Here is a 19,096-nt window from a genome sequence, read left to right as displayed (position 1 = left end):
GCGATAATATTTAGTTTATTTCTTAAATTCATCATACTAGATAAAAGATCCTTTGCAAGATAAATGCTATTCGTTTTCACATTTATCTAGGACCCATTTGTAGCCTTTCTTGCTTACTGTCTTTATAGGACTGAGCTTTGCTTTTTTAAATTGACTTCTAATCTTTCTTATGTACTCTCTGACTGACCTTTCAGTCGTATCAAAGCCTTTTTTGGCCATCGCATCTACTATCTCTTCCTTACTTAAGATACTTCCCATATTCCTAATTAGAATTGAGCAGATTGCTATCTCGCTTTTGGTTAAATCTAGGATATCATTGCCAATCCTAAAAATCCCATTGTCCTCTTCGAGACTACAGATGCCCATGCTTATAATATTGGCCTCTCTAAGCTCTTCTACCTTCCTAAATACATCCTTAATAAACTCCTGCCTGGTCACAGAATGAATCACAAAGTCCTTATCTTCTATTTCTTCCTCGTAAGGATTTTTCTTATATCTTTCTGTCAGGTATATGACAGGAATATTAGTCTTTTGTTTTATAAATTGTATAACTTGCAAGCACTTGTTGTGGGTCATATCGACTAAGATTAGATCGACTCCTTCTAAATCTCTAAACAAAAGGTCGTCTATTGAATCGATTTTTTCTACAAGTACTTCGTTTTTATTAAAACGAGAATTAATAAGTGAGGATACCCCATTCTCATTCTCTACAGATAGAATCCTCATACTTTCCTCCATATCCAAGGATTAATTCCAAAATAAGAAAAGCGCAAACACGCACCTTCAGCGTTAATTTTACCACAAATTGTTACATTCTGCAAAAAAACAGCAATTTGTTAAGGCTGACCCTACATAGTTAATACACTTTTTCTTTATTTATAAATTTAGGTACATTAAAAGGAGTCAATAACTCCCTTACTTAGACTTATTAAATAATATTAAACTTTGTCTAAAGAAGGGAGCTATCTTCCTCCTTTATCTTATAGATAATATTTTTTAACTACGTTTAGCTCATCATCTAGTTCGTAAACTAGTGGTTGGCCTGTTGGAATTTCAAGACCCATGATGTCTTCGTCTGAGATTTTCTCTAGGTGTTTTGCTAGGGCTCTTAGGCTGTTTCCGTGAGCTGCTACTAGGACTGTTTCGCCATCAAGTAGTTGTGGAGCGATGTGGTCGAAGTAGTAAGGAAGTACTCTATCAAGAGTTACTTTTAGGTTTTCAGCTGTTGGAACAACGTCAGCTGGTAGGTGTTTGAACATTGGAAGTTCTCTTTGTTTTTTAGCTTCTTCTTCGCTTAGTTCTGGTGGAAGTGTATCGTAGCTTCTTCTCCAGATGTGAACTTGTTCATCTCCATATTTTTCAGCTGTTTCAGCCTTGTTTAATCCTTGAAGTGCACCGTAGTGTCTTTCGTTTAGTCTCCAAGACTTTTCTACTGGAACAAACATTTGTCCTGAATATTCTAGGGCATAGTTACAAGTTTTGATCGCTCTTGTTAGGATTGATGTGTGAGCATGGTCAAACATTATTCCTGCTTCTTTGATTTTTCTACCAGCTTCTTTAGCTTCTTCTTCCCCTTTTTCAGATAGGTTTACATCAACCCAACCTGTAAATTTATTGGCAAGGTTCCATTCACTTTGGCCATGTCTTACTAGAACTAATTTTTTTGTCATTATCTTCTCCTTAATTTCTCATCCATTTCTAACTCTTTTTGTTTGCCTTTTATAGCATCATTTCTTTCCTCATCTAGGGATTCCATCCAGTTTAGGGCCTTGGATGTACCTATGATAACACACTCTGTCGCATCATCTGCGATTCTCGCTTCGATTTGAAGCTTTTCCGAAAGTCTTTGTCTAAGACCTAGGGTATAAGCTCCCCCACCTGTAAGGATAATCTCTCTGTCGTATATATCAGATTGAAGCTCTGGTGGTGTTACTTCTAGTAGTTTTTTCACCCCATTTATAATCAAATCAATCTCAGGCCTTATTGCGTCATAGATTTCTGCAACTGGAAGGAAGATTTTCTGTGGAAGTCCATTTGATATTGATCTTCCAGTCACTTCTATAGATTGCTCGCTTCCTACAAGTCCTGCTTCGATTTTGATCTCTTCAGATTTGCTATCCCCTATTAATATACCATATCTTTGTCTAATGTAGTCTTTTATTTTTTTATCAAAGGAAAGTCCTGCTGTATTAACAGACTTGCTAGCTACAACTTGGCCCATAGATATTACAGCTATATCACAAGTTCCACCTCCGATATCTATCACAAGGCTTCCTCCTGGATCAGTTATATCACATCCTGCTCCTATTGCTGCAGCTAGAGGCTCTTCTATAAGATAGGTCCTATGACTTCCTGCGTTATCACTTGCCGCAAGGACTGCTCTTTTTTCAACCTGACTTGATTTTGAAGGAACACAGATTAAGAGGTCTGGTTTGAGCAAGGCTTTCTTAACTGCCTTGTCCAAGAAATATTTAAGCATTCTTTCTGTAGCTTTAAAGTCAGCAATTACCCCATCTTTCATAGGCATGATGGCCTTGATATTTCCTGGAGTTCTTCCGATAAGCTTTTTTGCCTCGCTACCCACCGCAAGTATTTCATCAGTCAATACGTCTATCGCTATAACAGAAGGCTCCTCTAGTACTATCCCTTTGCCAGCGACATACACTAGGACAGAAGCAGTTCCTAAATCTATCGCTATAGATCTTCTTAGTCTTGCCATATCATCTCCTAGTATTTCTTTAATTCATCAATCTTATCAACTCTTTCCCAAGTGAAATCACTGTCATCTCTTCCAAAGTGACCAAAGGCTGCTGTCTTCTTATAGATTGGTCTTCTTAGGTCGAGTTTATCTATTATAGCTTGAGGTCTAAAGTCAAAGTTTTCTTTTACAATCTCTAGAAGCTTTTCGTCATCATACTTACCTGTGCCAAAGCTATCTACATAGATTGATAGGGGTCTTGCAACTCCTATGGCATAGGATAGACCGATCTCTAATTTATCGGCAAGGCCTGCTGCGACCATGTTTTTGGTTGCATATCTTGCCATGTAGGCTGCAGATCTATCTACCTTTGTTGGATCTTTTCCAGAGAAGGCTCCTCCACCTGACTTAGAGTATCCACCATAGGTATCTACTATAATTTTTCTTCCTGTAAGTCCGCTATCGCCCTTAGGTCCTCCGATTACAAACTTTCCTGTTGGATTTACGTAAATCTTGGTATTTTCATCCATTAGGGAAGGATCAATCACCTTATCAATTACTTCTCTTTTGATATCTTCTTTGATTTTTTCTAGGGATATTTCTGGGCTATGTTGGGCTGAAATTACGATTGAATCAATTCTTTTTAGCACCCCATCATCGTATTCTACAGTTACTTGGCTCTTTCCATCTGGTCTTAGGTAAGAAAGAGTTCCGTCACGTCTCACATCACTTAGCTTTTTGGATAGCTTTTGGGCATAGATTACTGATAGGGGAAGATATTCATCACCTTCATTATCAGCATAACCAAATACCATTCCTTGATCTCCAGCTCCGATTTTGTCGTAGTCTTCGTGACTTGTCTCATAATCTTGGGCTGAGTCCACTCCTTGAGCAATATCTGATGATTGCTCGATCAAAGAAGTTAGGACAGCTACGTTAGAATAGTCAAATCCTAGACTTGGATCGTCGTAACCTATTTCTTTTATAGTATCTCTTACTATTTTTTCTATTGGTGCATAAGCCTCTGTTGAGATTTCTCCTACAACTAGGACAAGACCTGTTGTTGTCACTGTCTCACAAGCAACTCTTGAGTTTTTATCTTGTTTTAGACATTCATCTAAGATAGCATCAGAGATTTGATCGCATACCTTATCAGGATGTCCTTCTGTTACGGATTCACTTGTTATAAGTCTTTTCATTATTTCCTTCTTTCTAAAAGAACTACTGCGCGCGCTTCAATTCCCTCGCCTCTGCCAGTAAAGCCGAGCTTTTCGCTTGTTGAAGCCTTGACGCTAATATTTTCTATATCGGTTTTTAAATGTTTTGCCAAAATCTTTCTGATGTCTTCCCTAATCGGGGCAATTTTCGGCCTCTCGCAGATTGTTACTGTATCGAGATTTCCAACTCTGTATCCTTCTTCTTCCATAAGGGCTACTACCTTATCCAAAAGCTCTATGGAGTAGATATCCTTATAGGCTGGATCTGTATCTGGAAATAAGTTACCTATGTCAGGCTTAGCAAGAGCTCCTAGAATGGCATCCATTATAGCATGAGTTAGTACATCTGCATCAGAATGACCCAAAAGCCCAAGCTCGTAATCAACCTTGAGCCCTCCTAGGTATAGGTCCCTTCCCTCAACTAGTTTGTGAACATCATATCCAATTCCTATTCTCATTATACGTCCTTTTTTATTTGAAGATATGCATTTGCAAAAATAATATCTTCTTGGGTTGTTATCTTAATATTCGAATATTCCCCATGAACTACCTTGACCTTCTCATCCCTATCGAAAAATTCAAATAGTTGGGAGTCATCAGTTACCTTAAATTCGCTAGCAAGATATTTCTCATACATGGCAAATATAAGCTTTTTGTCAAAGGCTTGGGGAGTTTGGATATTGTAGACATAGTCCCTGTTAGGGGTAAAATCTACGAACATATCATCATCAACAATCTTTACTGTATCCTTTGATTTGGTAGCAGTAATTACAGCCTTATTTTTCCTTAGAGCACTAATAGTCTTTAGGAAAAGTTCTTCGCTTGCAAAAGGTCTTACCCCATCATGAGTTAAGACCAATTCGCTTTTTGAATCAAGAGCTTTTAGACCTTCAAAGGTTGAAAGTTCCCTGGTTGTGCTACCATATACATATCTTATATTTTCATCATATTTTTCTAAAATATCTTTTATTATATCCTCGTCATCTTTTCTTATGACAAGTATTATCTCATCTATCTCTTTAATTTTACTTACAGTATCTAGGGTGATTTCTAGGACTTTTCTTCCTCCTACTTCTATGTAGGGCTTATTTATCTTTGATCTCATCCTAAGTCCTGAGCCTGCTGCTGTAATTATTGCAGATAAAAACTTCCCATCAATCATTCTTATGCCTTACAAATATCATTCTTCCAGCGGATGTTTGAAGTACAGATGTAACTGTAGCATCGATCGTCTGGTCGATATACTTTATTCCGTCTTCGACAACAACCATAGTTCCATCATCTAGGTAGCCTACTCCTTGGTTTTTGCCTTTACCTTCCTTAATTACATCAATTCTCATAATCTCTCCAGGAATTACTACAGGCTTTAGGGCATTTGCCAAGTCATTTATATTTAAAATAGGGATACCCTGTACATCAGCTACCTTGTTTAGATTGTAGTCATTGGTAAAGACCTTGCCATTTAAGTTCATGGCAAGTTTTAAGAGTTTTGAATCTACTTCTTTTATATCCTTGTAGTCTTTGTTTACGACTTTTAGCTTAATCTTATTATTTTCCTTGATTTTATTGATAGTATCAAGGCCCCTTCTTCCCCTCTCTCTTTTAAGATCATCCGGGGAGTCGGCTATGTGTTGGAGCTCTTCTAGGACAAACTCACTTACTATGAGTTCTCCTTCAAGAAAGTCCGTTTCTATAATATCTAGGATCCTTCCGTCTATTATAACTGATGTATCGAGAATTTTAGGGCTTGCTGTACGTTTATTTCTCTCAAAGATAAAGGATTTGTTATCTTTAGTATCCTTATTTTCTTTTTTCTGAAATATTCCCAATATATCCTCAGCATTATTAGATGCAACTCTCCATCCCAAATATCCTAAACCTATATATAATAAAATAGATAATAGCACAAAAATTAAGTTTCCTACATAAGGAATAGTTAGTTCGGTTAGGGGTTTGGTCACCAAGGCTGCTATCAAAAATCCTAATATAGCTCCTACAATTCCAACAATCAGCTTATTTGCCGGGACTTTCTTCAAGTTTTCTTCAAATAGGTTAAAGCCTTCTGAAAACTTATCTGAAAATTTATCTGTCAGCATATAAAAAACTAATGCTCCCAATAAAGCTGCAGCAATGTGAGCAAAAATCATTACAAAGCCGGCGCCCGGTAAAAATCCCGTGCCGGCATTTATAAGTCTTAAAATCACAATGCCAAGAACAGCTCCGATTATTGAAAGCACTAATCGAATTATTCTTTTCATTTACTTCTCCTTAGAGTCCTATAGACTCATCTATCATCGCTTCCGCTTCTTCTTTCTCTAGAGAACCTACCATCACTAGCTCGCTTGCAAGAATTCTCCTAGACCTGTTTAAAAGTTTCTTCTCTGTAGTAGAAAGCCCCTTGTCACTGTCAAGAATCGCGAGATTTCTCACCATCTTGGCTATTTCAAAAACATCTCCGGTCTTTAGGATCTCTTGGTTTTGTCTATATCTTACAGTCCAGTTATTACTCATATCACTAGGGTCGTCGTCGAGGATCTTAAGCACCTCATCTCCTTCTTCCTTAGTGATTACATCTCTTATGTTCATCTCATTGATCTTATTTGTAGGTATTGATATATCCATATCTCCTATTGGCATTTTTAGGATGAAATAATCCTTTACTTCTCCCAAAAACTCCTTTTTCTCAATTGAGTCTATGGTACCTGCCCCATGCATTGGGTATACGATCTTATCGCCGATTTTAAACATTTTTACCTCCTAGGTCCTCTATTATATTATAACCTATTTGGCTCTTTTAGTAAATGCTAGACTGAACAGTATATCACAATTACCTGGCTCTTTCAATCTTATAAGCCATTTTTTATCATAATTCTCTTATTTAAAATCTCGATTTTTGCATCGGTGCTTGATCCACCATATTCTCCATCCAAGGACCAGGATACTTCTCTATCAGTCACTACCCTAAAGGACTTGGCTTGGCGCATTATCACCATTTCATTTTCCTTTTTGTTAGTAAGAGAGTTTATGATTTTGTTAATCTCTGCAATATTATTTGGCTTCTTGATCATTGTAAGCTCAAATATTCCATCATCAAGGCCTACATTATCTCCCAAAATATTAGTAAAACCACCTACAGAGTAGGAGTTTGTTACCATAAAATGAACGAAATCTCCCTCTATTTCTTCTCCATCAAGTTCTACTTTGACTCTGTTAGCTTCCATAGTTTGAAATGGGAGTGCCTTTTTTAGTCCTTCGAAGACATAGGCACTCCTACCGAAGATATTTTTAAGGTCTTGATCTGTATTGAAGGAAATATCAGATAGAGTCCCAAAAGCTGCTACATAAACAAAGTACTTATCATCAATTTGTCCTACATCTATCGCCTTTATTTTATCGCTAATTGCAAGTTTACTTGCTTCCTTTACGTCCAAAGGAATATTAAGAGACTTGGCAAAATCATTGGTAGAGCCTGTTGGTATATAAGCAAATCTAGGGCTAATTCCTGCCTTAACCGCACCAGATATGGCTTCATCAAGGGTTCCATCTCCACCGGATACTACAATCCTTTCAAACTTGTGGCCGATTTCTCCTACAATTTTCCTACAATCGCCACTTGCTTGGGTGGCATATATTGTTACAAGATATCCATTTTCGCTAAAATAATCCACTATCCAGCTTATGTAATCACTTATGGATTGCTGACCTGAGTTAGGATTATATACAAATAATAATTCCTTCATTTTATCTCCTTAAAAATAAGTAATCTTAAGGATAATTTTACTTTCTTTTAGCTATTTTTAAAGCTTGTTAGTCTCAATATTACTCAACTAAAAATAAAAGCCTCCTACAAAAATAATAATCAAACGATTAGAATTTTGTAAGAGACCTTATAATATTTTTATAATTATTCTACAGAAAGCTTTTTCTTGTGGAAGTAATTTGTGGCAAGATAGATCACTACAAGCTCTATGATAAATACTCCTTCAAATATATAATTTGTATCTACGAAGTTTATAGTCATATTAGGATTTGCTACTATAGTCCTATCTACTGCGAAGCGAGCAAGCAATCTTACTTGAATAAAACTTTCTATAGCAAAAAGGATGACGCCTACAAAAACCGGTCCGAGCTTACCTAGCTTTTTGAAACTATAAGAATTACCAATACTATTAGCTGCCATAAGGGTTAGGCAAAGTATTAGTCCAAAGCCAAGGAAAGCTAGCAATACTTTTAATATATCTAGATATTGGCCTGGGCTAAGCTCTCCCAAAAGCCTTCCAAATTTCCTAAAGAAATCTACTAAATCAAAATCTGATGGAAGAGCCAAGGAGATGTTAAAAAGATAGCTTAGGCTAGTAAAGATCCCTAGGATTATATAGTTTATAAGTCTCGTTAGGGTGATTTTATTAGAACTTATAGGATAGCTTGAGTAAAGGGCTGCATATTTTCCATAAAATCTATTGTGATCATTTCCTACGAGAATGACAAGGGCTATAAGGGGGCCTGCCATTAGAATGATTGTAGCTATAACTGCGATTATATCGAAGCCTCCAAGCCTTGTAAAATGGCTTAGGGAAAATCCTGCAAAAACTCCTATGAGGGGAATAAATAACCAAGGAAGGATTGCAAAAAAGTCTTCTTTCATTATCTGTTTGAGTAAGTTTTTCATCTAGATTACCTCCGTAAAGTATTCTTCGACACCCATATTTTTATTCTGTCTGATATCGTCTACTTTTTCATTTACTATTATTTTCGCTTGATCAATAAAGATTGCCCTATCGAGGACTTTTTCTATTTCCCCTATAAGGTGGGTAGAGATTAATAAGATTCCTTCATAATCGAAATTATCAATTATAGTTTGAAGGATGACCTTCCTAGACTTTGGGTCAATCCCACTCATTGGCTCATCCAAAAGATAGACTTTACTTTTCCTTGAAAGACTTAGGGCGATTTGAATCTTCTCCTTCATTCCCTTGGAGCATTCCTTGATTTTTAGATTTTTATCAATGCCGAAACCTTCAATTAAATTCATGAATTTTTCCTCTTTAAAGTCAGCAAAGAAATTCCCATAAAGCTTTCCAAGCTTATAAATCTTTAGGGATGGGTCAACTGGCAAGTGGTCTGGCTGGTAGGAGACGTATGCGTTTGTCGCATCTCCTGGATTTTTTCCATTAATCTTAACTTCACCCATATAATTTCTCTCAAGACCTGAAAGTATCCTAAGTAGGCTGGTCTTTCCTGAACCATTCTCGCCGAGAAGGCCTACGATTTGCCCTTTCTCTATATTCAAATTCACATGGTCTAGGACTGCGCGTCCTCCATAAACCATAGTTAAGTCCTTAATTTCTATCATAATCTTCCTCCCAATATTTCTTAAGTAATCCTATTGACTCATCCTTTCCCAAATTAAGATTAATTGAACCTGTAATAAAGTCATCAGCCAGTTGGTAAAAGGCCTTGTTGGATAACTTATCAATAGATGATTTATCTTCTGTCACAAATCTTCCAGCGGTCCTCTTGCTTAGGCAAAAACCCTCTCGCTCTAGCTCCTGAAGGGCCCTTTGGACCGTATTGGGATTTACCTCGTAAATTTTAGCCAAATCCCTTACTGGAAGGATCTTCTCTCCTCGCTTCCAATCTCCTACAGATATCTTGATTTTGAAATCCTCGAGTAATTGGAGGTAAAGGGGTCTATTGTTATCAAATTCCATCTTAGCTCCTTTTTGTATTATTGTATTATTATCTTAGTACAATAATACCACCTCTAGTAATATTCTGCAAATATTTTTATAAACTTTTGCTCTCCCCATCTTTCTGTTATAATTGAGAAAAGGAGGCGATTATGAAGTTAATTATAAATGGTCTAAGTAAGAGTTTTGCTAAAAAAGAAGTCCTAAAAGATGTATTCTACACTTTCGATCAAGGCGAAGTCTATGCCCTCTTGGGAAGAAACGGAGCTGGTAAGACGACCCTATTTAAGCTAATAAACGAGTCTTTAGATAAAGATTCGGGAGAGATTTTCTTGGAAGAAGGTGGGAATAGAAATCCTATCGACTTTAAAGATGTGTTTTTCATGGTAAGCGAGCCAGAACTTCCCAAGTTTCTTACAGGAAGAGAGTTTATTAGCTTTTTTATAGAAGCAAATCGTGAAAATATCAAAGATCTTAAAAATATTGACGAATATCTAGAAATTGTCGAGCTCGAAGAGGATGATTCAAATAGGCTAATCCAGGATTACTCTACAGGGATGAAAAACAAGCTACAGATGCTAATGTTTCTCATCCTAAAGCCAAAAGTAATACTCATGGATGAGCCTCTCACAAGTCTCGATGTCGTAATCCAACTTCAGATGAAAAGAATAATTAGAGATATACATAAGGACCATATTATAATATTTTCAACCCATATCCTTCAACTTGCCAAGGATATATGTGACAAAATCGTCCTTCTTCACAACGAGAGCCTAAATCCTGTTGACAGCCTAATCAAAGATGATCCGGATTTTGAAGATACTATTATAGATCTCTTGTCAGGCAAGGCTTTAGATAAGGACATAAGAGCTATCGAAGAAAACTTAGGAGAAGGCCATGAACAAGAGTCTTAGAACTTTTTCTATCATACAAAAAATAAGTCTAGCTAAAACCGTCAACGGGATAGTTTACTTTTTTAGGAAAATCCCTCTTTTGGGGAAATTTTTAGGCGATAAGTATAGATTTTTCGAATTAAAAGAGATAGTTTTTTTCTTCTATCCTGTCTTCGCCCTAATCTGGCAAATAATCAAATCCGCCATGGTCTTTGCCATCACTTTCCTTTGGATGATCTATGCAAATAAACTCTTTGGGAAAGTATTTAATGCTGAAGAATTATTAGCTGGTAAAATCGGCGCCTTGAGCTTGAATCAGTATACAGCATCCTTATTAGTTCCTTGTTTTATCTACCTATCCTTTGCTATTTTTAGAAATATGATAGTGGATAATGGGAATTCCATCTATGAGCTATTTACAAATTTTGCCTTTGACGCCAAGGAAATCGCCAAGGCCCATCTCTATTACATACCTATTTTAAGATTTGTAGGAAGAAGCTTGGTCTTTGTATTTGCCTTTAAGTTTTTGGCTGATGTGTCTATCATAGATACATACACTCGCCATGTCTCTTGCCATACTTATGACAGAGCTTGCCGCATCGATATTTTGGCTAAGTTATCTTAAGGATAAGGAAAAGTCAATCCTAGATAATGGCTTTATCCAAGTAGCTATAGGCCTTATCCTAAGCCTTATCTTGTATGTCTGTGTAAGCTATTTTAAGATTCCTAGTAGGCTAACTTCCTTTGGCTTCCTCACCCTATCTGTGATAGCCTTTATACCAGCCTACAATTATATGAAAAGTTTCAATTCTTACGGGAAAATCATAGAAAAAGCAGCAAGAAAATATCAAATAGCCCTAGATGAGGTGGCGGACTATCAAGAAAATTCCCTAAAAATTAAGGAAAAAGATATAGGAAAGAGAAAAGTAAAAGGAGAAAGCTTCGCCTATCTCAACCAAGTATTTTTCCTAAGACACAGGAGAATTATTAGAAAGCCGATTCTTATTAAAAGTACGATTCTTTTGCTAATAAGCCTGGTTATTTCAGCCTATATGTATGTAAAGGGCTTCGATTTATACGGAAATATGGATGATATTTCTACCTTCCTCATCCCACTAGCTATGTATATACTCCTAAAACAAGATAATATCCTAAGAAGCATGTATCTTAATTGTGATAAGGGCCTTATGCCCTACGGCTTCTATAGAGAAGGTAAAAATGTCCTTGCCATGTACAAGGAAAGATTTAAGTCCCTTCTTAAAATCATGACCCTCCCAAGCCTAGCTCTGGGAGTTAGCTATATAATACTTGCAAGTTTTGATGGAACTCTTAGTCTTAGGCAAAAAGCTTTAAGCCTTCTATATATCGCTCTTCTGACCTTGTTTTTCGTAAGTCTTCCCCTTATGGAATACTATCTTCTAAAACCCTTCAACCAGGAAGGTCAGAAGACAGGCAAGGCTGTTATCCTAATAGATTATCTAATCTATGCAGCTGTGTTTTTTATCCTTCCCCAAGTTACAAGCAAGATTTCTTACGGAGTCTTTCTCATAAGTGTCTCCATCTTTATAATTTGTTTTGTAATAATAAGCCAAATCCTAGTATACAAACTCGCCCCAAGGACCTTTAAGGTTAGAAACTAATCAAAACCACCAGCCTAGCTGGTAGTTTTGATTACCCAAAAATTTCATCAATTTGCTTTTGTATCTCTTCAAAGCCCCTGAATTACTTTACATATTCGTATTCCCATCTCATTCCTGAACTTGTTGGATTATATTTATCTGCTACAAAATATATTTTTAATCCCCAACAATTTTTAGCAGCAGTACCAATCGGGCTACCAAATATCATATTAGCTATTGTTAATGCAACTCCAGCTTCAGAATTGATCATTCCGACAATAAGATTAGCTGATTCTTTTGCAGTATCTGTACGGTCTTTTAAATCTCTAACTTCTTGAGGTGATAATTCACCCATTTCAGTTTTAAGCTTATTTCCATCATCTACACTGAATGTGCTTATTCTGTTTTTGTTTTTCAATTCTACATATTCTGGAGTTTCCTCTAAAATTTTATCTTTTGTTTTTTGATCTAAGTTAGGAAATATATCATCAATAGAATATAGAGTTCCATCATTGAACTCTACTTTATTATAATTTGCTTTATCCTCAATTGTTGTTTATTTTGATGATGCTTTAGCTTCAGCCACAGGAGAAACTAAAAAACAATTCTTAATAATAAAGCTGACATTTTTCTTAATTTTCTTTTCATTTTATATCCTCCATTTCTATTTATATTCCACTTCTATTTATATATATAACCAATTTAGGGTATACATATAACAAAGACTTTTATAGGAGGTAATTATGAATAAAAAAAATAAAAAAATATTATTATATATAGGCTTAGCCATACTATCATTTTTTTCAGGAAATAAATTTATGAGTAATTATGTCGAAAAATTATTTTCCTATCCAGGATTTGTAGTATCTTTAATGTTTTTCTTTTCATTTTGTTATTTTTTTAGTAGAGATTTTAATAAAAAGAACAACGAAGAATAAATATAACATAGTAATAAACATATAATCAACGCTCTTAAAATCGCTTAAAATGCGAATTAGGGCGTTGTTTTTTATTCCCACGTTTTAGTGGTTTTTTGTTAGAGTTAATCGCCACTTATGTGGGTAATACACTAAAAAACCCTATAATAAGTTGTTTTTTATTTATATATATACATTATATGATAGAGTCCGTATAATTGTGTTAAAAGAAAAAGGTCATTTGAAAACAAAACTAATACAATGTTTTTAACCACAAAAACAACTAGGAGGAACAAAAGGCCCAATTACATTCTACAAACACAGAAGATATTCAAAATATAATCAATACAAAAGTTAAATTGATTTAGCAAAAACTAATCTAAACAAAGTATTTAAGGAACTTACGAAAAAAGAAATGGATGAATATTTAGAAAATATTGCCTCTCAATGGGGTAAGAAAATACAGCAAAATACTATAGATAATGATATATATAAAAACATTTTAATAATGCATCAAAAAAGCAAAGGAAAAGGGAAATCTAGAAACAAAGACTAAGATCCGCCATTGGCGACAAAAAACAGAATTTATAGTACATCCACGTAGGAAGGATATAAAAGACAATATAGCAGATTTTCTAAGTGGTTGAAAAAGGAACATCCAGAAGTAAAACAAATAAACAAAGTAAAATAGAACCTGTAAACTAATATCTGCAAATCAAAAAGGGCTGGTGCAAAACTATGAATAATCATCGTATCATCGTTAGAATGTTCTCTTAGGTAATTTATAGCGGCTGATGAAGGCAAAATTTCCGCGAAGATTCTTCTAACGATAACGGTACGATTTATTAATTCTGCAACTACCTTTATTGTTTCGCTCTCTTTCGTTCGCTTAAATCACTAATGTGAACAAAGACAAAAGCCACGCAATTCATAGGAAGAATTGAGGGGCTTTCACTTTAAATATTATATTCTTTGTAGATCTTTTGTTATTACATTTCTGAGTAGATAGATAATTATTACAGTGATAATAAACTCTACTACTAGGTAGCTTGCGTTGTAGATTATAGAGTACACCCAAGGATTTTGTCCTTCTGGAGCATAGGATGCGAAAAATATTCCACCAGTTAGGGTGTGAGCAATCATCCTTAGGATTATTCCTAAGCTTGCTCCTGCAAGAACTGGTTTAATGCTTTTATTTTTCTCAAACTCAGCTGAAAATATACCAGCAAGTCCCAAGACTCCAAAGGCTACTGGGTAATCCAAGATAGCTTGGATTGGGTGAAAGATTGATCCACCAAATAGCATTTGAACCAAACCATACAAGGCTCCTACGACAATACCTGGAAGAGATCCATGTCTTAGGGCAAATATGATTATAGGAATCATCTCACCTGCTGTGACAGAGCCTCCTTGTGGCATTGAAAATATCTTGATATATCCTAATACGAAGGAAAGGGCTATACAAAGTCCACCTTCTACTAACATCTTTACTGTCCAATTTTTCTTCATTAAAAAATACCTCCTTAACACAATGTCAGCGAGGTATAACAGCTTTCCTACGCCAGCATTACCTGGATCAGGTTAAGGGTTTTATCTCAGCCTTTGGGGCACCCCTAGTGTTTATCTATATAATATCATTTTTATATTTATTTGCAAATCAAAAGTCCGAAAGCTTAGACTTTTCGATATAGGAAATATTGCCATTAAAATCAATTAAGGCAAAATTCTCGTCTGTTGGATCGATCATCTTTACGACAGATCCCTTATCTAGCGTGTCAACTATAACTTCACCATCTTTATCCTCATAGATATTGGAGTCTTCATTTACTAGATAACTAAGCTCTGGACTTAACTCTTTTTCTTTCTCTCTATAAGTTCTTTGTCTAATCTCTATATCTTGTTTTTGGTAGGGCTTATCATGCTTACAAGAAGTAATGAGTATCAGGCTAAACCCTAGTATTAATTTTTTATTTATCGTAAACCACTCCCAAAACCTTACATCCCATATCTTCTATGGAATTGATCTTTCTTACTAATTCTTCCCTTCCCATATGTGGATCGTTAGCAACAACTATCCTATAATCCTCATATCTTAAGCCTACCATAGCTTCCAAGCTATCAAGGCTTGATTCACTGATTAAAACATAGTTATAGGTATCTCTTAGTTCGTAAATCTTATCTTCAAATACATAAGAATCTAGGATATCTAGAGATTTCTCTCTTAGTTTGATAAAGTCTACTCCCTTGTATCTGATTAATTTGATATCTTCTTCGCTTGACTCATACTTTTTGTCCACCACCTTATTTTCTGCCAGAGAATCGATAAGGCAAAGGCCAAAGGATGTAGACATAGCAAGGGCTAGTTTCTCAGTGAAGTCATAGGTGGACTTCTTAGGATTTAGGGAAGTTATTCCAATAACTGAGTTTTCTGTAAGATAGTCTATACTTGCCTTAGTCTTATAAATCGCAGCCTTAGAATCCTTGGTAAGGTCTCCCAAAACCCTAATACCCAAATTTTCTATATCTTCCGCATCTCTTATCCTATCTGTAAGAATCTCCTTTATTATGGTTAGAAGAATTCCCAAAAGAGCTCCAGCGACAAGACCCAAGATGGAAAATATTATTCCCTTAATCTTTGAAGGAGCGTCAACCTTGGTCTTTTGAAGGTATTCAATATTATCCATATTCAAGAAATTTAGAGCATAGGTCCTAAATTCTTCTGTAATTAAAGTTAGGGTGTCGCTTGCCCTGTCTTTGTTTGTATCTATGTAGGTAAAAGATATTACCCCACCTTGAGGATTTACCTCATAATCAAGATTTGATTTTATATCTTCCGGATTATAATCTTGGCCAAGCTTTTTGCTTACGGCTTCATATAAATCGGTTGATTCTAGGAAATTGCTGTAGATATTGGCAAGCTTCTCATTTAATATTATGTTGTTATAACTTATGGCATCATCTTTACTTTCTCCAGTGACCATGAGCATGGATGTAGCCTCAAAGTTTTTGGAATCCTTGATCAAAGTCTTCGTCAAAACCAGGCCAAATACAAGAAGGGCTGGAATTATAATAAGTAAGATATTTCGTTTTGCTTGTTTAAGTAAATGTTCTGTAGTAATTTTTCTCATAATTTCCTCTTTTATTTTAGTGAATGTATCGCATTAAGATTAGTAAAGAAAAAGTCGTATGAAGGAGCCTTCATCATCAAAAATCCTGCATATGGTAGGACGAAAAGTATTATAGATAGAGCAATAATCACAAGCCCCAGCCTATCGTCCTTTTTTGCTTCCTTAATTATCTCAGGAATAAATATCATTTGATAAACTGTAAAAAAGTTCCCAAATCTAAAGGCTACTGCCGTAGATGACCTAAAGACTAGAAATACTATTAGACCAAACCACATAGCCTTGGAGCTTATCTCTATCATTGAATTTTTCTTAAAACTGTATTTGTTAAAATACATCAAAGAAAAAGCAAAAAGCATTAGGCCAAAGATAATCCTAGGATCATATAACTTCATCGGAAAGGCAAACATACCTCCCGAAAATACATAGGTGTCAATCTTTCTAGAGATAACCCCAAGACCCACCTTGGATACGATTATAGCTACTAGACTAAAGACTCTTAGGGAGAAAAGACTCACGAAAAGTCCAAACCCTTCTGTAATTATCTTAAATAAGTTTCCTATCCTAAAGTTAAGCAAAATCAAGAAGGGAAGCATTATCATTGCTGACTTGTGAAAGGCAAGTGAAAAGATAAAAAATAGGATTGACCTGAGGTATTTTTTTTCAGAAACAAAGTAACTTGCCAAAAATCCTAGTCCTATGGCTGAGGCTGTCCTTGATGTTTGCATATCAAATTGGATAAAGATCGGCAAAAATATTATAGCCGAAAGGAAGGGGTTAGCTGACTCTTTGATTGAAATATAGGCTATAGGAAGAATCGAACATAGGTTCATTATTACTATGACCCACTGCCTGGATAGACCCAAGGTGTTTACCAGAAGGGCAAAGAACCTAAAGGCAAACTCCACAGGATATGTAAAATCAAAAAGCCTTGTGTAGTCTATTCCCAAGTCTTTCACAAACCACAAGTAATTATAATAGTCCGCATCACCGGAGCCTCTAACTCCTGCGAAGACAAACATGATAAGAAACATCAGTCCTGCTAGAATATTTAATTGTTTTTTGTTTTTGAAATCGATAGCTTGGCCGATTAGAAAAATCAAAAGCTCGATTGTCGTAAATAAGGCAAATCCCATAATATATTCTCTCTTAGCTTTATTATAACATGAAAAAGCTAAAACTCTATTAATTTTAATATAATTTTTTACATAAACTTTACATGGATTTATAAGTAAAGAAACAAAGCTATTCTATTATAGATATAGAGAAGATAGAGTAAACAAATTAATTTTCATTACAGACGTACTCTTCCTTAAATTATGGCTCTATTTTCCGCAAGCAAAACTTAACCCTCAGTTTTGCTTCTTGCTTATCTTCCTTCGCTAATCGGGAAAATAGGCATAAGAAAACCCGCTTGCCGCGGGTCTTTTGTTTTATTTATCTATCTTAGAGAAATCTTTCCAAATGAAGAATCAATCTTTATCCTAAGGTCAGGCTCCCCGGTGCTTGTGCTTATCTCATAGCCCTTGCCATCTTGTATCTTGTTGGCAAATTTTTCTGTAATATTTATTGCCTTACTTTCAACGTTGGCTCTAATAACTCCATCAAAGTCTGTTGTATCAACTACCATGTTACCAAATCCTGAATCTAGGTCTATGTCTTTGGTATTTTTGATATTAAATACTCTAATATTTCCTGCGTTTGATTTTGCCTTAAGTTTATCTGAGGATAGTCCATCTACTCTGATATTTCCATTTACAGTTGAAACATCAGCATATTCTCCAGAAATGTTGTATAGGTAGATTGGTCCATTTACATTTTCTATATCTACTGGACCAAATATATTTTTGACATCAATCTTGCCGTTTACGTTATTTACATTGACAGAGCCTTTGATATTTATCAAAAGAACTTTGCCGTTTACATTGTTCAAGTCAAGATTATTAAAATCAACATCTGATATGTCGACCTTGCCGTTTACTTGGTTGATATCTAGGGAATCATATAAGTTACTTCCAAGGCTTAGCCTAATATCTGAACTTGCTTGTATGTTTTTGTAATTATCATTAATTGAGATTGTAAGTAGGTCATCCTTGACCTCAATATCTAGAAAATCATTAAGATCAGCCTTCTTAGCCCAGATACTTTGACTTATAACAATTGTATTATCATCAGATCTATCGATTTCTATATCACCATTTACTATGTCAATTTCGATATGTTTGATCTCATCATCGATTCTAGTTTCCTTTTGGGTGTTGTAATCTCCCTTAATATTAAATTGACTTAAGTCAAGAGTTTGGTCAAGGTCGATAGATTGGATTGTATCGGTAGCTCTTTTTATTATATTATCAACTGCACCTGAAATTTTATCTGTTAAATTATCGTTTTTTCTGTTATTTTTGCCTAATGCTTCTATGAGGTCACTTGCTTCTTCTACAGTGATTTTTCCTTCTTTGAGCATATTTAAAATCATTTGTTTTTCATCATTCATCTTTAAGCTCCTCTAGTAGGCTCTTAGCCTTTTCTGCAGTAATTTCTCCATTATCTAACATGTTTAGGATATCAATCCTGCCTGCCTTCTTATCTACAGTTCCTCCAAGTTTTGAGACTATTCTATCAATTCTATTTCTTACTGTTGGGTAAGAAATTCCAATCTCCTCTCCAACATCCTTTATAGAACCTCTTTTTTGTAAAAATAACTCAATAAATTCTTTATCTTCTTTATCTAATCTTTGAAACTTATCAATTTCAAATTCACCTGTAACTTCTGTGTAGCATGAATTGCATCTATAAGAGGTGATCACCATTTCATCACCGCAATTTGGACATTTATTAATCATAGAACCTCCCTTTTGATAAAATTATACTAGCTCTTTGATATTTGTAAAGTAAAGTTTGATTATTTTAATTTCTTAAATTTATTTATTGAATATG

22 protein-coding genes and 1 riboswitch are annotated in these 19,096 nt (G+C 35.2%); of the genes, 4 read left to right on the top strand and 18 right to left on the bottom strand.

The window, feature by feature from the left end; all coding sequences use genetic code 11:
- Positions 1 to 66 precede the first annotated feature (66 nt).
- The 12 genes from RCH56_RS03065 to RCH56_RS03010 all read right to left on the bottom strand — a co-directional run bounded on the left by RCH56_RS03065 (position 67) and on the right by RCH56_RS03010 (position 9,626).
- Complete coding sequence (locus tag RCH56_RS03065) at positions 67 to 726, bottom strand: winged helix-turn-helix domain-containing protein (RefSeq protein WP_306483533.1); 660 nt, start codon at positions 724 to 726, stop codon at positions 67 to 69.
- A 254-nt stretch (positions 727 to 980) separates the two neighbouring features.
- A complete protein-coding gene (gene gpmA / locus RCH56_RS03060) occupies positions 981 to 1,670 on the bottom strand; it encodes a 2,3-diphosphoglycerate-dependent phosphoglycerate mutase (RefSeq protein ID WP_306483532.1) in 690 nt (229 codons plus the stop codon).
- Complete coding sequence (locus RCH56_RS03055; RefSeq protein WP_306483531.1) at positions 1,670 to 2,719, bottom strand: rod shape-determining protein; 1,050 nt, start codon at positions 2,717 to 2,719, stop codon at positions 1,670 to 1,672. Before RCH56_RS03055 ends, gpmA begins: the two co-directional genes overlap by 1 nt.
- An 8-nt stretch (positions 2,720 to 2,727) precedes the next feature.
- On the bottom strand, positions 2,728 to 3,897 hold the full coding sequence (metK, locus tag RCH56_RS03050; protein ID WP_306483530.1) for a methionine adenosyltransferase: 1,170 nt from the start codon (positions 3,895 to 3,897) through the stop codon (positions 2,728 to 2,730).
- Positions 3,897 to 4,373 (bottom strand): 2-C-methyl-D-erythritol 2,4-cyclodiphosphate synthase, encoded by a 477-nt coding sequence (ispF, locus tag RCH56_RS03045; protein ID WP_306483529.1) that lies wholly within the window; start codon positions 4,371 to 4,373, stop codon positions 3,897 to 3,899. Before ispF ends, metK begins: the two co-directional genes overlap by 1 nt.
- A complete protein-coding gene (ispD, locus tag RCH56_RS03040) occupies positions 4,373 to 5,077 on the bottom strand; it encodes a 2-C-methyl-D-erythritol 4-phosphate cytidylyltransferase (protein WP_306483528.1) in 705 nt (234 codons plus the stop codon). The genes ispF and ispD overlap by 1 nt, the downstream gene beginning before the upstream one ends.
- Positions 5,070 to 6,173 carry a PIN/TRAM domain-containing protein gene (locus RCH56_RS03035; protein ID WP_306483527.1) on the bottom strand — a complete coding sequence of 368 codons (1,104 nt, stop codon included), beginning with the start codon at positions 6,171 to 6,173 and terminating at the stop codon, positions 5,070 to 5,072. The genes ispD and RCH56_RS03035 overlap by 8 nt, the downstream gene beginning before the upstream one ends.
- A 10-nt stretch (positions 6,174 to 6,183) precedes the next feature.
- Positions 6,184 to 6,663, bottom strand: a complete 480-nt coding sequence (locus RCH56_RS03030) for a CarD family transcriptional regulator (protein ID WP_306483526.1) — start codon at positions 6,661 to 6,663, stop codon at positions 6,184 to 6,186.
- A 98-nt stretch (positions 6,664 to 6,761) separates the two neighbouring features.
- The gene (locus RCH56_RS03025) at positions 6,762 to 7,655 is read right to left on the bottom strand and encodes a diacylglycerol kinase family protein (RefSeq protein ID WP_306483525.1); all 894 of its coding nucleotides are present in this window, start codon (positions 7,653 to 7,655) and stop codon (positions 6,762 to 6,764) included.
- Positions 7,656 to 7,819: 164 nt separating this feature from the next.
- A complete protein-coding gene (locus RCH56_RS03020) occupies positions 7,820 to 8,584 on the bottom strand; it encodes a hypothetical protein (RefSeq protein ID WP_306483524.1) in 765 nt (254 codons plus the stop codon).
- Entirely contained in the window at positions 8,585 to 9,268 is a 684-nt protein-coding gene (locus RCH56_RS03015) for an ABC transporter ATP-binding protein (RefSeq protein ID WP_306483523.1), read from the bottom strand.
- Positions 9,255 to 9,626 (bottom strand): GntR family transcriptional regulator, encoded by a 372-nt coding sequence (locus RCH56_RS03010; protein WP_306483522.1) that lies wholly within the window; start codon positions 9,624 to 9,626, stop codon positions 9,255 to 9,257. Before RCH56_RS03010 ends, RCH56_RS03015 begins: the two co-directional genes overlap by 14 nt.
- Before the next feature lie 131 nt (positions 9,627 to 9,757).
- Between RCH56_RS03010 and RCH56_RS03005 the strand changes: the two genes are divergently transcribed.
- From RCH56_RS03005 to RCH56_RS02995, 3 genes are read left to right on the top strand one after another with little or no spacing between them, the layout of a single operon-like run.
- Entirely contained in the window at positions 9,758 to 10,519 is a 762-nt protein-coding gene (locus tag RCH56_RS03005; protein ID WP_306483521.1) for an ATP-binding cassette domain-containing protein, read from the top strand.
- Positions 10,503 to 11,123, top strand: coding sequence for a hypothetical protein (locus RCH56_RS03000; RefSeq protein ID WP_306483520.1), 621 nt, complete (start codon positions 10,503 to 10,505; stop codon positions 11,121 to 11,123). The genes RCH56_RS03005 and RCH56_RS03000 overlap by 17 nt, the downstream gene beginning before the upstream one ends.
- Positions 11,062 to 12,138 (top strand): hypothetical protein, encoded by a 1,077-nt coding sequence (locus RCH56_RS02995; RefSeq protein ID WP_306483519.1) that lies wholly within the window; start codon positions 11,062 to 11,064, stop codon positions 12,136 to 12,138. Before RCH56_RS03000 ends, RCH56_RS02995 begins: the two co-directional genes overlap by 62 nt.
- A gap of 82 nt (positions 12,139 to 12,220) precedes the next feature.
- Here the strand turns inward: RCH56_RS02995 and RCH56_RS02990 are convergent, their stop codons facing one another.
- The gene (locus RCH56_RS02990; protein WP_306483518.1) at positions 12,221 to 12,535 is read right to left on the bottom strand and encodes a hypothetical protein; all 315 of its coding nucleotides are present in this window, start codon (positions 12,533 to 12,535) and stop codon (positions 12,221 to 12,223) included.
- Positions 12,536 to 12,860: 325 nt separating this feature from the next.
- Here RCH56_RS02990 and RCH56_RS02985 point away from each other — a divergent pair, with 325 nt between their 5' ends.
- Positions 12,861 to 13,055: a hypothetical protein gene (locus RCH56_RS02985; RefSeq protein ID WP_306483517.1), complete on the top strand. Its 195-nt coding sequence runs from the start codon at positions 12,861 to 12,863 to the stop codon at positions 13,053 to 13,055.
- A 942-nt stretch (positions 13,056 to 13,997) separates the two neighbouring features.
- On the opposite strand, the gene thiT is transcribed toward RCH56_RS02985, so the two are convergent.
- From thiT to RCH56_RS02960, 5 genes are all read right to left on the bottom strand, one after another.
- Entirely contained in the window at positions 13,998 to 14,543 is a 546-nt protein-coding gene (thiT, locus tag RCH56_RS02980) for an energy-coupled thiamine transporter ThiT (RefSeq protein ID WP_306483516.1), read from the bottom strand.
- A 26-nt stretch (positions 14,544 to 14,569) separates the two neighbouring features.
- Positions 14,570 to 14,659, bottom strand: a riboswitch (TPP riboswitch).
- Positions 14,660 to 15,001: 342 nt separating this feature from the next.
- Entirely contained in the window at positions 15,002 to 16,162 is a 1,161-nt protein-coding gene (locus RCH56_RS02975; protein WP_306483515.1) for a YveK family protein, read from the bottom strand.
- An 11-nt stretch (positions 16,163 to 16,173) separates the two neighbouring features.
- Complete coding sequence (locus tag RCH56_RS02970; protein WP_306483514.1) at positions 16,174 to 17,295, bottom strand: EpsG family protein; 1,122 nt, start codon at positions 17,293 to 17,295, stop codon at positions 16,174 to 16,176.
- Between the two features lie 305 nt (positions 17,296 to 17,600).
- The gene (locus RCH56_RS02965; protein WP_306483513.1) at positions 17,601 to 18,653 is read right to left on the bottom strand and encodes a DUF4097 family beta strand repeat-containing protein; all 1,053 of its coding nucleotides are present in this window, start codon (positions 18,651 to 18,653) and stop codon (positions 17,601 to 17,603) included.
- A complete protein-coding gene (locus tag RCH56_RS02960; RefSeq protein ID WP_105301289.1) occupies positions 18,646 to 19,002 on the bottom strand; it encodes a DUF2089 domain-containing protein in 357 nt (118 codons plus the stop codon). Before RCH56_RS02960 ends, RCH56_RS02965 begins: the two co-directional genes overlap by 8 nt.
- Positions 19,003 to 19,096 lie beyond the last annotated feature (94 nt).

The organism is Anaerococcus sp., from assembly GCF_030825785.1.
In the GTDB taxonomy this organism is placed as follows: domain Bacteria; phylum Bacillota; class Clostridia; order Tissierellales; family Peptoniphilaceae; genus Anaerococcus.
The sequence above is the reverse complement of the archived record's forward strand: the minus strand, read 5'-3'. Positions and strand labels throughout refer to the sequence as shown.